Origin of the sequence: Peribacillus sp. FSL M8-0224, assembly GCF_038003055.1 — a bacterium.
Lineage (GTDB): Bacteria > Bacillota > Bacilli > Bacillales > DSM-1321 > Peribacillus > Peribacillus frigoritolerans.
Genome location: NZ_JBBOOJ010000001.1, coordinates 359,762 through 373,745, shown reverse-complemented (window position 1 = coordinate 373,745; position 13,984 = coordinate 359,762). Strand labels below are relative to the sequence as shown.

The window sequence follows — 13,984 nt, the reverse complement described above, 5'->3', positions numbered from 1 at the left end:
ATTGTTTTCGTTTTGATATTATTCATTCGATAGATAGTCGATACGCCTTCACGATGATACCATCATCAGCAGGTTGGAAGTCGAATTGGGGCAATCGTTCAAAGCCCATACGTTCATACAATCGCATAGCAGTTTTCATAAAATCCGCGGTATGTAAGCCGACGTACTGTGAACCGTTTACTTTTGTTCGACGAATACATTCTTTGATTAATGCCTCAGCAACACCTTTGTGTCGTGCCTGTCGTGTGACTGCAAGCATTCTTATCTCAGGATAATCTAACATGTCAACAAGTCCTTTGTAGGCATCTGATTTCGCAGGAAACAAAGCAACACTACCTACTACTTCCCCATCTAATTCAGCAACTAGAAGTTCAACATCTCGCTGTTCATCGGCATCTGAAGATATAGCTTTCTTCAGAGCATCCCAATGCCCTTCAGGAATGCTTTGAGCATGTTCTTCGTAGGCCTTCACTCTCTGTTCACGAATGATTTCTACTTCATAAAATAAGGCGTTTCTAATTTTCACCATTTAATCCACCGCTCCTCTTATTCAGCTACACCTTTAAAGTGTACCTCTCTATGTTTATTAATCCAATAGAATATAAATTCAAATTAGTGTAGAAAGGATAAATTATAGATTTTCCTATTTGTTTTATAAAATTTGCATAAAGAAAGAGTCCTTTTAATACTTTTACATGTTTTTACACAGTTTTTATCTATATCTAGTTCTATAATGGCAGTTAAAAATAAAGCTAAAAAAGATTACTCTTAGAGAGGTTCATAGAAATACTAAAATTGAGGGACAATCGAAAGATTGAAACCCCATAGGCCATGACCGTGACTTCATTCTTCTCTGGCAATCAAAAAATTTTGCGATCGGATTTGTACCATATAGGAAAGAGCAAAGGCACAACTAGCAATAAACCGCTAGTTGCGCCTTTTTCCTCGCAGAACTTCCGATTGTCCCCTGTAAGAACCGTCCCCTTGCTTTTAATTTTTAAGTTTACTAAGGTGGTAATCCCATACCTTTTGAATATTTTTCGGCTGCCAAATAAATTTTGACATACTTACAATTTCCTCATCCTCTAATGAATGAGCATAGCCTAATTGACTTGCCATATATTGACGCTGTGCGTTCTCTTCTAAAAACACACTACGCACAAATGTTTCGATAATGGAATCACCAGTGATGACGGCACCATGTGCCTTTAAAAGAGCAATATGATGATCTTCTATTTTTTTTGCCAATTCATCGGCAATTTCAACGTTACTAATTGAATGAGATTTAGACAAAACTGGAATCGTTCCCAGCACTGCTCCTTGTATAATGACTGGACGCAGCGGCATCTTCGCTATTGTAAAGAGCGTTGACCACCTTGGATGGGTATGACTGATTGCCTGAACATCTGGTCTACGCTTGTAAATTTGTGTATGGAGAGGATATTCATTTGGCGGCCTGCCCGTTCCTTCAACAAGGTTTCCCGCCATATCAATGGTAATGATATTATCTACAGTTAAAGAACTTCTGCTCGCTCCAGCCGAGTTTATGAAAATCAAATCGGTTTTAGGAATCCGAACACTGAAATGCCCATTAAAATCGATATGTCCGATATTCTCCAACATCCGAATCCCCTCTACCAGCTGTTTTTTTAACTCTTCAGGATGATAAACGTTCAATTAGTAACCTCCCATCACTAACATGATCGCCTAACCAATTACGATAAAACCTGCTCCGATCTAGCAATAATAGCTGCCAAATATACAGTTTTAGTTGTTCCCTCATGGTTTTTTTAAAATAAAAGCTGACAATATAAGTGTAAAAACAACATCGGTTGACGTAATAATCGCTACTCTGGATACATCACTAAACATTAATGCTGAAAAATATAAAATTTGCCCTAATGAAGTGGCCATTCCTGCGGCAAATAACCATGGTTGAAAATGTGTAAAGGTCGGCACGATCGATTGTTGGAATTTCTTTTTTAGCAAAGAGATAATGAGGAATATCAGGATCCCTACTAGCCCTCCGATCATGGTGCCGAAAAATGGATCAGGAATTTCGGCCAACCCCTCTTTTCTCATCACATAACCAATCGAATACGCTAAGGCAGATACCACGCCATACATATATCCTAAACTAGTAATTAATTTAAATCGTTTATTCCAAAGTATCCTTTTATTCACATTTTTTTGTACTTACCACTGTAGCTTCGTTCGCTGCAGCCGTCTCACTTTTTTGTAATCTTCTATTTGAAATAATCGTTTCATACATCAAGAACGATGAACTGGCAAAGACCATGATCATTCCAATATAAACCATAAGGTTCATCGATTCATGAAGGAACAACACACCAATCAGGACAGTAAAAAGTGAATTTAAACGTTTAAGTGTAGAAGCCCGTACTGAACCTAAGTGCTGGATAGATGTAAATAGTAAACTTCTCCCGATGTAAGCTGTTAAGATACCTGCTAAAACATACCATCCTATCCCTTTTGTTGTATATTGCGGCCAATCCTGAAATAGCCCCTTGGCCAGGGTGATGATGCCGGCAAGTCCGAAGGTTATCAGGAAGGAAAGAAAAGCACCGTTATTTTTTGAATTAGGGCATACCCCCTTTTTTCACCATGACATTGGCACATCCAAAAGAAAAGGCAGCCACTAAAGCTAAAATTTCCCCTATCATTCCACAGCTACCAAACTTGAATGATATCCGCCGATTCTACTGCATCCCAAAGATTTTTCACATGAAACCCCTCCCGTTCTGCTTCTGTCCATAAATCATCAACTGGCCTAAGTCCTATAACGACTGAGATATTATGATCTCGTAACATTTTTGCAAATTCCCTGCCTTCTCTGCTGTATCCGAGAATCGCAATGGATTTACCATATAAATAATCTGGAATCACCAATTGTTCCGCTAATGCCATACGATTCACCCCTTAAAGTAAAAGCCTGTACGATAGAATAGTTGTGAATTTTTCTATCGTACATGGATTTCATCTAAATCTGAAATTATAGTTAATTGCTTTTAATTCGTTTTAATAAGCTGATATTTTGCTGTCATATTTTCCTTCATACCTTCTCTCCAATCAATTCCCTTAGGAAGGAAGGCATCACAAGCCCTTACATCACGGTAGGTTTCTGGAAGAATCCCTTTTGGAGCCTTACCATTTTCCACCTCTCTTACCGCTTCTAACAATAGCTGCCTTGCTGCAATAATCGCTAAATCGGCAGTTCCAAGACGTTCTTTTGTACGGTCTGGAAACGGTTTTTCCATTGTTTCCTGCAAAGCATAGTCCTGAGTGTTAATTCCCTCTATTCCCGTAAATGTTTTCGTGCGCTGAACTTCTCGATCAATGAGATAATCATTGGAAGGATTTCGTTTTAATCGATAACCTGGCAGTACATCATCAGGACCTCTTCCAAAGGCAATCTCCTGCTGCAAGGAAAATTCTGGATCTAAAGGAATGGAAGGATCAGAAGTATATTTAAAATTAAAGACCCACACACTTTCGTCATCTATTGGTACCCATATGTGACCGCGAATGGTTGGATATTCCTCTTGGCTGCCATCGTGCCACTTCAACATCTGACCACGCATTTGCTGGGACGGCATGATAAACTGATAAGCACGAATATAGTTGCCATCCTCTTTTAAATCGCGGATCCCTGCATAACGAAAACCGTAATCCGTTTTATCCACTTCGAGCTTTGGATTTGTTGCACGGTTGCGTAAGGAATTTTTATCTTGGATATTGTTGTTATGAGCAAACGACGAATGGGATGTATCAATTCCGCCTTCAAGAGCTTGCAGCCAATTGCAGCTTTCATAGGTTTTCGACACTTGGAAATGAGTTTCAGGTGCCCTCAGCCATTCATAATCCGGAAAGCTTGGCTGTTTTTCTTTAGGTCCCATATAGGTCCAAACGATCCCGTTTTTCTCCCAAGTCGGATAGGATGTCAGACGAACTTTTTGCTTAAAGTTGCTTTCACTCGGTTCATTTGGCATATCCACACATTCACCGTCTCGATTAAACTTCCATCCGTGATATGTACAGCGAATCCCGCATTCTTCATTCCTACCCCAGAATAAATGCGCCCGGCGATGTGGACAATACGCGTCTAAAATCGCTACCTTCCCCTCTGAATCACGGAAAGCAACCAGATCTTCACCTAATAATCTCAATCTAATTTGCGGACTATCCGGTTCAGGTACTTCTTCTGAAAGAATTGCCGGGATCCAGTAACGTCTGAATAATTCTCCCATTGGGGTTCCTTTATTCGTAAGACATAATTTTTCATTATCCTCTTTTTTTAACATAAAACCCTCTCCCTTTTGTGATTATTTTGAATTTATTGACTATTTATAAGGGAATTATACGGTGATAAAAGGGTGTATTATAGGGGAGGGTTCTTGCATTTGGAACAAAGTGAAAAAATAGCCAACATTTTTCATAATTATTTATCTGCAACCATAAAAGAACAGGTTATTGCGATAGTCTATAATCTTATTCAGCGAAAAGGTGCAGCATCTGTTTAAACTATTGGAAATGGTTATGGCAACGAAAGTAAGTCGCCTGCATCAACAATTTTTTAAGTCCCTTTACCGTTGTCCAACGCATTCCATGCTTTTCTTTTGAGTCTGCAAATAAACAGTGTCCGGGAAGTGTGTAAGGTAATTCAGGAGTGATTTCATTTTCCAATAAGTAACTTGTAATAGCAGATGTTTTATAAGCTGCGTCTGCCCCGACCGCTTCTGGCTTTCCAACTTTTTTTAAATCACTTTTTCAACTAGTTGCTAGGATTTGACTGTCGTGTGTATTGCCAGGTGTTACAATCGTGCTAAGTACAAAGCCTTTGCGATCTGAGGCTTGCATGGAAAAAATAAGCGAATTGTTTCGTACGTTCGTCTTTGACCTAGTATCCACTGTAAGGATCAGTTGTACTCTCTTTGATTTCTTTGGATTCTTCTTTATCAAACTTATCCTGTGGAAACAGCTTTTTCCCCCTGCTCCTCACGATCTTGATTAATTTCTTCTTGAGGCATTCTTGATAAGCACGTGTTTCTTTTCTTTCTTTTCCAATTTACGTTTGTCCGCACTCGCTTTTACATGTGTTGAATCAACAAAAACGTGCGATAGAAAATCTGTTCAAATAAGTCTATATCTTTAAAACGACGCTGGTAGTTTTTCCTGAAAGTTGAAAAGTGTGGCACCTTATCATAAATGCCATAACCAACGATAGGCGATATTTATTTTCACTTCTCAATCGTCATTCTCCAACGATCGAATCCGAATGTATACTGAATGAAAGTTAATTTAGTCAAAATTATCGGGTCTATACTTGGGCGATCAAGCGAAATCAATAGCTGCCTCTATTTTGCGAACCAAATGATCCTCTGGTACAAGTTGATCACGTTGGGTAGAATTATGTTTCGAAAGCATCCAAATCACCTCAAAATTATTGTTACTTTTAAATGAAAAAAGCCTGCAAATAAACTAGAATTTTCTCGAGTTTGTTTGCAGGCTGAACTCACCGATTGCGGTGAGTTTTTTTGTTTTTAACCTTTAAAAATAGCTCAAACTATAATTTTTTCCTTATAAATTCCGCCAAGGTGCAATTTTCTTTTCAAATATCTTTAACAGCTCTGTTAGTAAAACAGATAGCACCATTAATACCGCCACATAGGCTAAATATTGGGCTGTTTGGAACAGCTCTGATGCATGCCTGATCGCATACCCAATTCCCTTATTACCTGCAAGCATTTCTGCAACAACTACTGCAATCAATGCTCTCCCAATTGCTAAGCGGATACCAGTGATAATAAATGGGATGGCTGAAGGCAAAATAACCTCTTTAAACATTTGCCCTCTGCTTGCTCCATAGGAGCGGGCAGCCTTAATTAAAGATGGATCCGTCATTTTGACACCTGACATTGTGTTAATCAAAATTGGGAAAATGGATAAGGCAAACACCATCATAACCTTGGAAAGGGTATCTAAACCGAACCATAACACAAATAACGGTGTCAATGCGATCATTGGTGTTGTATAGAGTGCTGTTACAAAGGGATCAAAAGCTAATTCAAGACTTTTCCAATACCCCATTGCTAATCCGATCGGAATCCCGATTAACGCCATGGCAAATCCAATGCCAACCTCCATCCCGCTGACAGCAAGATGTGTAAAAACCTCTGCAGAGACAAAAAAGGCAATGGCTTCGGTAAAAATTTTGCTTGGCCAGCTAAACATAAACGGATCTATGAGATTTAAGAGACCGCATAATTCCCAAATAATTAAAATAATGAGCAGTGTTAAAGATGGATAGAGGACACTTTTAGGTATCTTCCATGGACTCTTTTTCAAAGTAGATGGAAGATTTTTAGTAACTCTTACTTCTTGCATTATGCTTCCCCCTTCTTATATTGCCTTCTTACTTCCCCTTTTAGATGATCCCAAATCGACTGCTTATATTCCTGGTATTCCGGTAAAGCCTTGGTTTCGAGCGTTCTTGGATAAGGGATATCTATTTTAATTTCATCTACTATTTGTCCGGGCCGCACGGACATTAAGATAATTCTGCTGGAGAGAAAAACCGCTTCATCAATCGAGTGCGTGATGAAAATGACCGTTTTCTTCTCATTTAACATGATTTTCAAGACTTCTTCCTGCATGATTTCCCGTGTTTGTTCATCTATCGCAGAGAATGGCTCGTCCATCAGTAAAACCTTTGGCTCTACTGCAAAACCACGGGCAATTCCAACCCTTTGTTTCATTCCCCCGGACAGCTGATGAGGGTATTTATGTTCAAAACCTTCCAAGCCAACCATTTTGATATAATGCAAGACTTTATCACGTATATCCTTTTTTTTCTTTCCTGCTATCCGTAATCCAAAAGCAACATTATCATAGACTGTTTGCCATGGCATTAAGGCAAAATCCTGGAATACCATTGCTCTATTTTCATCAGGTCCATGAACTTCCGAACCATTTATCAAAATAGTACCAGAGGTAGGCTTAAGCAGCCCATCTAATGTGTGAAGAAGGGTGCTTTTTCCACATCCGCTCGGTCCTATGATCGAAATAAATTCTCCCTCATGTATTTTCCCGGACACACCTTTTAATGCATGTACTTGATTCGGCTGACCTTCATTATAAATAACGTTCAGATTATCAAATTTTAAAATAGGAGTCTTTGTTTTTACGATTGTTTTAGTCATGGAACTCACCTCTTTAGATAGATTTCACTTAAGGATGTCTTGTTTAATCTGAAATATAAGAATCATCATATAATTCCTCGATTGTTACTTCACCTGTTAACATCCCTGCTTCTTTAGTGGTTTCAACAGCCCATTCTAATCCTTCTGTGTTGGCTTTTCCTTTATCTGCTAAAGCAGGCAGTACGAAATCAAACGATTTTTCAGCGTCTTCCTGATTCATTTCTAATTTTTCCATAATGATTTGAACCATTTCTTCTTTATTTTCTGGTTTTTTTGCATACTCGGTTGCTTCGGCGATTGCTGCCATAAAGCCTTTTGCTGCCTCCGGATTTTCCTTTAAAAACTCTCCATTCGCAATTAACATGTTGTGATTATACGTTTTCAAGTCATCACTCATAATAGATAGTTGATGCATACCGGCAGCTTCCGCTTTTAAATCTGTTGGTTGGCTTAGAATGGTTAATTTCGCCTGACCTGTCACTAATGCCTGAAGACGAGTAGGGTTTTCCCCTGCCTCCACGATACGGACATCCTTATCAGGCTCCAATCCATTGTTTTGTAACCACCAGCGTAGCTGAATGTCTGTTCCATTTCCTGTCCGGTTAGTTGCCACAACTTGTCCTTTAAGATCTTCTGGCTTCTTGATATCTGATGTAACGTAAATACTATACATAGATTGATCATCCAACGTCCCAATCAGTTTGATATTTGCTCCTGATGCGATCCCATTAATCACTGATTCTGGAAGACTCGAAATAATCTGAAACTCATTTGTCTGTAGTCCTCTTAGTGCAATGACCCCACCCTGTACCCTTGTGGTAGAAACTTCAAGATTGTTCTTTTCAAACAGCTTATTCTTTTCCGCTACAAATACAGGCAGATAGCTAGCGTTATTGGAAGGTAATGCCATGCTAATGCTCGTTTTTCCATCTTTACTTGTACCGCCCCCAGCTTTTGCATCTGATTGAGTTTTCTCCGTTTTTCCACAGGCACTAAGGATCAAAGCTATTATTAATAATGGTAAAATGAATAGTTTTGGTGAAAATCCATTTACTACTTTTTCCATAATTTGGACCCCCTAGATGTGTTTGATTAGAACTAAGAATACTATTTACAGTTTCATTGAACGATTCCTTCTACCACCTAGCACCTCCTCCATTACGGAAACGCTTTCACCCCGAAAAAAATAATAATCCGGAATTCCCTTGATATTTTTTTCAAATATTCTAAATATTACAATAAACGTTTTCCCATAAAAAAATAAGCATGTGGTTCTTGTATATGGAAAGAGCATTAAAAAATTTTTCACTATTGTTAACTTGTAAATATTCACAATCAAAGTTATTGATCAACCAACTTACTACACGTTTAACTAACACAAAAATGAAAACCTACAGTTAACTCTATAAAAAAAAAGAATGATTAGTTAGACTAATCATTTCTCGAAAATTGAGTATGTATTATTTTTAGCATTCTACTATTAATTAATAATAGTCCATTCCCATTTGTTCTGTAATCAGTCTGCTGCATTGTCTAAGTTCACGCACGTATTGCTCGATCTGATTTAAAGAAAAGGATGATCTAGAACCGGTAATGCTTATCGCGCCTACCACCTTTCCTAAGTCATTTTTTACAGGTACTGCTACAGAGGAGATCCCATCCCTCAACTCTTCCATTGTTAAAGCAAAATCCTTCTTTCTAATTTCGTTTAGATTTTCTCTCAATTCGTTTGCTGAAACAATTGTTTTATTTGTATATTGAGGTAAACCACCTTCAATTACCCTTTCAACTTCTTTATCATTTTGGTGAGCTAACAGCATTTTACCAATTGCAGTGCAGTGTATAGGAATACGGTCACCAATCTTCGATTTCGTTCCATTATCCCCATCGGCACTTCGCTTAACAAGGTATACCACTCCACCATTATCATATACACCAAGCCGTACAACGAGGTAAATAGACTTTGCTAGCTTTTCAAGGATAGAGGCTGAAACTCTGCGTAATTCCATTGAATGATAGACGGTGAAGCCGAGCTCGAAAGCAGCGATACCTAATTGATATTTTTGGGTTTCCTGATTTTTTTCGACTAATTTTGATTCATTTAATGTTTTCATAAGCCGGAAAACAGTACTCTTTGCCAACCCTAATCGCTTACTCAATTCAGTTATTCCTAATTCTGTCTCTGTCTTCGAAAAAGTCTGCAAAATTCTGATCGCATTATGTACTGAAGACAACACTTATTGTTCCTCACCTTCTATTTTATTAATCGTTTAATTAATCTTAATCTAACAAAAGATAACTGTTTTTTCAAATAATTTCGTAAATATTGTGCTGTATAAAGGAACAGTCTGTTTTCAACACATGCATCCATAAGACATTATGAAAGATATAATTTTAAATTATTGGAGAGAGGAAGTTGCTAGATGTCTAAACTATCATTAAGCTTTGCCTGCTGGGATTACGATCGGATCCATGCTCTAACTAATGGTTCCGTTCAAGTAGAGGGAATTGACCTCAATTGGTTGAATATGCCGGTTGAGGAAACCTTTTGGAGAATGATGCGTCACCAAGAATTTGATGTAGCAGAATTATCCTTATCATCTTATTTAGTTGCTAAGGATCGCGGTTATCCTAATTTCACGGCGATTCCCGTTTTTATGTCCCGGTTCTTCCGCCATTCCGGCATTTATATCAATAAGAATTCCGGTATAAAAAAACCTGAAGATCTAAAAGGAAGACGAGTTGGGATTCCAGAATATCAGTTAACTGCTTGCCTTTGGATTCGTGGTATACTCCAACATGATTACGGAGTTCATCCAGCCGATATGAATTGGTATATTGGCGGACAAGAAACAGCAGGCCGAATCGAGAAGATAAAGCTTGACCTACCTTGGAATATTAACATCAAGCAAATCGATGATAACCAAACTTTAAATCAAATGCTCGAATCTGGAGAAATAGATGCTTTTATCGCACCACGTGCACCGTCTTGTTTTCTTGAAGGGTCGCCAAATGTTCAGCGTCTTTTTCCTGATTATTCAGCTGTTGAAAAGGAATATTACAAGCGTACCGGGATTTTTCCTATTATGCATGTTGTAGCGATAAAAGATGAAATTTTAGCAGAACATCCATGGGTTGCTCAAAATTTATACAAGGCTTTTGAGCAGGCAAAACAAAAGGTATATGAGGGTTTCAAGCAAACGGCCGCATTAAAAGTAACACTTCCATGGTTCACTTCCGAATGGGAAAATACGAGAGAATTAATGGGAGAGGATTTCTGGCCATACGGATTAGAGAATAACCTCAAAACCTTAGAAGCAGCTGTAGCCTATTCCTATGAACAGGGAATGATCAAGAACCAATTAAAGATAGAAGATTTGTTTGCCAAATCTACATTAGAAAAATATACGCTATAAGGAGGCAATCAAATGACTAATAAAGTTTTAGCAGCGGTAGCAGTAGGTCAAAAGGAAACAGTCCTTCGTGAATTTGATTTACCTGATATCTCAGCAGAGGAAGGAATACTCCGCATCGAAATTGTGGGAATCTGCGGAAGCGATGTTTCTTATTACCGTCACTTTCAGGAGCCTAAAATTTTAGGTCATCATGTTGTGGGCTATATTGAAAAAATCGGTGAACTTGCTGCTAAGAAATGGGGATTAAAAGAGGGAGATCGCGTTGCGATGGAGGAATACATTCCATGCGGCCAGTGCAAAGCCTGCCGGACTGGCTCCTACCGTTCATGTACCTTTACCGATCCGCGTTCGGGAGGAATCCGCTATGGAACAGTTCCCGTTTCGATAAAGCCTTCTTTATGGGGAGGATTCAGCCAATATATGTACCTCCATCCCAATTCCGTGCTACATAAAATGGCGGACCATGTACCTGCTGTCGATGCAGCACTGACGTTACCGCTAGCTAACGGATTTGAATGGATGAGTATGGAAGGAAAAGTGAGAACAGGTCAGGTAGTTGCCATTTACGGACCAGGGCAGCAAGGATTAGCCTGCGGACTGGCGGCGAAGGCTGCAGGAGCAACTGTGATTATGATTGGAAGAAGCTCCAGCCTGCGCCGCTTAACATTAGCCCGCGAATTAGGAATGGATTACATTATAAATACGACTACTGATGATTTATATTCTAGTATTGAAAAAATAACGGACGGACGGATGGCAGACGTTGTGCTGGATGTAACATCCGGCGGGGCAGCTCCAATTACAAACTCTATTCATATTGCAAAAAAAGGTGGAACTGTACTACTTGGAGCCTACAAATATCAAGCTATTCCGGAATTGCATATCGATACAGTTATCAAAAAGACCCTGACTCTTAAAGGTGTAAGAGGCCATAGCTATGAATCTGTTCAAATGGCTGCTGAGCTCATCTCAGCAGGAAAGTTCCCGCTCAGCAAACTAAATTCTCATAATTATGGGCTAGATCAGGTGGACTTAGCATTAAAAACTGCCGGCGGCGAAGGAGAGCCAGCACCTTTATTGGTTACTGTTACACCATAAATGACACACGGGGACGGTTCTTACAGGGGACAATCGGAAGTTTTGCGCCTAGTGCATTAATAATCCAAGGTTTTTTCCTTTGATAGCTGTTTTGAAAAAAGGCTTTCCATAAAGGAAAGCCCCGAATTTTTCGGATATTTCTTATTTCGCCATCCTTCAAAAACAACGCCAGTGCATCGTCGATGTCGAGGAAATCAGACCGCATGCTCCCACGCCGCACCTCATTGCTTTTCCTTCTTTTCTTTCTTTTCCATTATGTGCAGTAGGATAGTAGAAAACAGCATATATACTGCAAATATCAGCCAATAATATCCTGGATAATCATCAATGGACGAAAACATGAATATTGAAAACAGCAGTATTGGAATGAACAAAAATAATCGTAACTTCCACAAATACCGTCCCCACATGGCAATGCCTCCTATTGAAATTATTAGCAGTGATTTTGGGATTTTTTCCATTCTTCAAATACTATGTCACTGGCAATAATTTCAGCATCGGTATATCCCAACCCACATAAAGCAACTTCAATTTCATCAGCTTTCCTACTGTCAAAAGATCTAACCTTTGGAATGAGCGCCCACGCTCGCTGTTTATCAATTTCCACAGCTACAGCATGACTCGGCTTCATAGTTTAGTAAAAACGGGGAAAATCACTCCTTGTAAAAAATCAGAGGCAACTGCGCTGTTCCTACGTGATGATTTAATCGAAAAAAAGAAGGAATTAGAAAGACTCAGGAAGAAGTATAGACCGTATGAATATTGACCCGTTTAGAAAGTAGGAGAAGCCATGGATAAACCAAAGAGTTTACAAGAAATATATAATGCCAATCGACCAGAAAATAATGAACTGTTCCGAGCAATCCAAACGAATTTACAGTTGAAGCACCCTGACAAACGAATGACAGCCACAAGAACTTTACAAATACTTGTGGCGGACAGTGTAGCATCTGGGGTGCTGTTTAATGTTGAAAGTCGGCTTTTGCATAGTTCTTGAAAGTGCGTAGTGCTACACGATGGAGCTGACCAAAAAGGAGGTGGGCATCAGAAATGCTTACAGATAGAATAATCGACACCATAATAATTCTCACTATAATCGCTATATTGGCTGCCATTCCTGTCAAATGGTTCCGTGATTGGCTTTGGAATGATTAAAAATATGCTGGTTGTACATCAATTGAATATAAAGATTCAAAAACTGGGAGGTATGTCACCATGAAAAAATACATAAATATAGTTGGAGCGTTTGGTTTAATCGTGTTGATTATGGCAATGCCCTTCTTCTACACCGCCATATTCTTTGGCAGTTTTTTCTTGGACACAACACCGCATACGAATCCTCAGCCTGGCCATGAAGATCACAATGCAACAAAAATTTGGGAAGGTATGTCAAAAGAGGAATATCAGAAAATTAAATACGTAGAAGAACATAAATTTAAATATGAAAATGAAGAACCTACATTCAACCCAGAAGAGCCTTCAAGCTTTAACCTTTTTGAAGTTGAAACTGAAAATGTGGAATACTAAAAGGACAACTCATAATCGAGATGTCCTTTTTGTTCACTTGTCTTGAGAAATTGACTCTTTTAACATTTTTTCGTAATTCAAAAATTCTTTGTATCTATCTTTAAGTTCGTTTAAAATATCAATGTTTATTTCACCATCTGCTGTTCTAATTAAAGCAAGATGTAACATAACCATTTGAATTTCTCTATTAAGCATATTAACTTTGTCTTCTACTTTATAGGATAAGCTCGTAGTATCAATATTTTTTAATTCTTTAGCCATTTGGAAATTTACATCGACCAATCCTATGAAAGCTTCAAAATTTGCTTCTTTTTTATATCCTTCAATTATTGTCAAATTAGCCATTATTGGACTAACAATTCTTGAATATTTTTCGTTAAATTTCATAAGCATATTGTATTCATTTTTCAGTTCTTTTTTGTTTTCATGATTGAATTGGGATTTTAATATGCGTATTGATATCCAAGCTGCAATAAACGCTCCCAAAAACGTACCAATTAATCCCCCGATACTCTGTATCCAAGCGTCAGGTGAAATACACGACCAAAATCCTTCGCAAGCTTGCTTAATTTCTATTTCATATTTCAAAAGCTCCCCTACGATCAATCAAAGAAAAAGACACACTACAGAGACACTGGTAACATTAAAATAATCAATACTTTAATGTTAGACTTCCTTGGTGAAAAAAGGTAAAGTGGAGTTAATAAACTAGGTTATATTAAT

The 13,984-nt window shown here is 38.4% G+C and carries 16 protein-coding genes and 1 pseudogene; 4 read left to right on the top strand and 13 right to left on the bottom strand.

Features of this window, described 5'->3' with window-relative positions; translation table 11 throughout:
* Positions 1-22 precede the first annotated feature (22 nt).
* From MKX49_RS01815 to MKX49_RS01770, 11 genes and pseudogenes are all read right to left on the bottom strand, one after another.
* Positions 23-529: a GNAT family N-acetyltransferase gene (locus MKX49_RS01815; RefSeq protein WP_340874477.1), complete on the bottom strand. Its 507-nt coding sequence runs from the start codon at positions 527-529 to the stop codon at positions 23-25.
* Positions 530-990: 461 nt separating this feature from the next.
* On the bottom strand, positions 991-1,677 hold the full coding sequence (locus MKX49_RS01810; protein WP_340874474.1) for a class II aldolase/adducin family protein: 687 nt from the start codon (positions 1,675-1,677) through the stop codon (positions 991-993).
* A 102-nt stretch (positions 1,678-1,779) separates the two neighbouring features.
* Entirely contained in the window at positions 1,780-2,127 is a 348-nt protein-coding gene (locus MKX49_RS01805) for an EamA family transporter (RefSeq protein WP_340878438.1), read from the bottom strand.
* A 49-nt stretch (positions 2,128-2,176) separates the two neighbouring features.
* Positions 2,177-2,566 (bottom strand): EamA family transporter, encoded by a 390-nt coding sequence (locus tag MKX49_RS28340; protein WP_445670153.1) that lies wholly within the window; start codon positions 2,564-2,566, stop codon positions 2,177-2,179.
* A 125-nt stretch (positions 2,567-2,691) separates the two neighbouring features.
* Positions 2,692-2,928: a hypothetical protein gene (locus MKX49_RS01800; protein WP_340874471.1), complete on the bottom strand. Its 237-nt coding sequence runs from the start codon at positions 2,926-2,928 to the stop codon at positions 2,692-2,694.
* A gap of 101 nt (positions 2,929-3,029) precedes the next feature.
* On the bottom strand, positions 3,030-4,322 hold the full coding sequence (locus MKX49_RS01795) for a Rieske 2Fe-2S domain-containing protein (protein WP_340874469.1): 1,293 nt from the start codon (positions 4,320-4,322) through the stop codon (positions 3,030-3,032).
* Between the two features lie 340 nt (positions 4,323-4,662).
* Positions 4,663-5,445 (bottom strand): annotated as a pseudogene (locus MKX49_RS01790) (transposase); the annotation flags it as partial.
* Positions 5,446-5,598: 153 nt separating this feature from the next.
* Complete coding sequence (locus tag MKX49_RS01785) at positions 5,599-6,405, bottom strand: ABC transporter permease (RefSeq protein ID WP_340874468.1); 807 nt, start codon at positions 6,403-6,405, stop codon at positions 5,599-5,601.
* A complete protein-coding gene (locus MKX49_RS01780; protein ID WP_340874466.1) occupies positions 6,405-7,220 on the bottom strand; it encodes an ABC transporter ATP-binding protein in 816 nt (271 codons plus the stop codon). Before MKX49_RS01780 ends, MKX49_RS01785 begins: the two co-directional genes overlap by 1 nt.
* A 43-nt stretch (positions 7,221-7,263) precedes the next feature.
* Complete coding sequence (locus MKX49_RS01775) at positions 7,264-8,286, bottom strand: ABC transporter substrate-binding protein (protein ID WP_340874463.1); 1,023 nt, start codon at positions 8,284-8,286, stop codon at positions 7,264-7,266.
* A gap of 418 nt (positions 8,287-8,704) precedes the next feature.
* Positions 8,705-9,457 carry an IclR family transcriptional regulator gene (locus MKX49_RS01770; RefSeq protein ID WP_340874460.1) on the bottom strand — a complete coding sequence of 251 codons (753 nt, stop codon included), beginning with the start codon at positions 9,455-9,457 and terminating at the stop codon, positions 8,705-8,707.
* 186 nt (positions 9,458-9,643) lie between these two features.
* Here MKX49_RS01770 and MKX49_RS01765 point away from each other — a divergent pair, with 186 nt between their 5' ends.
* Together MKX49_RS01765 and MKX49_RS01760 are read left to right on the top strand one after the other, a co-directional pair.
* Complete coding sequence (locus tag MKX49_RS01765) at positions 9,644-10,636, top strand: ABC transporter substrate-binding protein (protein ID WP_340874458.1); 993 nt, start codon at positions 9,644-9,646, stop codon at positions 10,634-10,636.
* Between the two features lie 12 nt (positions 10,637-10,648).
* Positions 10,649-11,734, top strand: a complete 1,086-nt coding sequence (locus MKX49_RS01760) for a zinc-dependent alcohol dehydrogenase (protein WP_340874456.1) — start codon at positions 10,649-10,651, stop codon at positions 11,732-11,734.
* 221 nt (positions 11,735-11,955) lie between these two features.
* Here MKX49_RS01760 and MKX49_RS01755 read toward each other — a convergent pair whose 3' ends face one another.
* Positions 11,956-12,144 (bottom strand): hypothetical protein, encoded by a 189-nt coding sequence (locus tag MKX49_RS01755; protein ID WP_340874454.1) that lies wholly within the window; start codon positions 12,142-12,144, stop codon positions 11,956-11,958.
* A gap of 380 nt (positions 12,145-12,524) precedes the next feature.
* Here MKX49_RS01755 and MKX49_RS01750 point away from each other — a divergent pair, with 380 nt between their 5' ends.
* Complete coding sequence (locus MKX49_RS01750; RefSeq protein WP_340874453.1) at positions 12,525-12,731, top strand: hypothetical protein; 207 nt, start codon at positions 12,525-12,527, stop codon at positions 12,729-12,731.
* 218 nt (positions 12,732-12,949) lie between these two features.
* The gene (locus tag MKX49_RS01745) at positions 12,950-13,261 is read left to right on the top strand and encodes a hypothetical protein (RefSeq protein WP_340874451.1); all 312 of its coding nucleotides are present in this window, start codon (positions 12,950-12,952) and stop codon (positions 13,259-13,261) included.
* A gap of 33 nt (positions 13,262-13,294) precedes the next feature.
* Here MKX49_RS01745 and MKX49_RS01740 read toward each other — a convergent pair whose 3' ends face one another.
* Positions 13,295-13,849: a hypothetical protein gene (locus MKX49_RS01740; RefSeq protein ID WP_340874449.1), complete on the bottom strand. Its 555-nt coding sequence runs from the start codon at positions 13,847-13,849 to the stop codon at positions 13,295-13,297.
* Between the last annotated feature and the right edge of the window lie 135 nt (positions 13,850-13,984).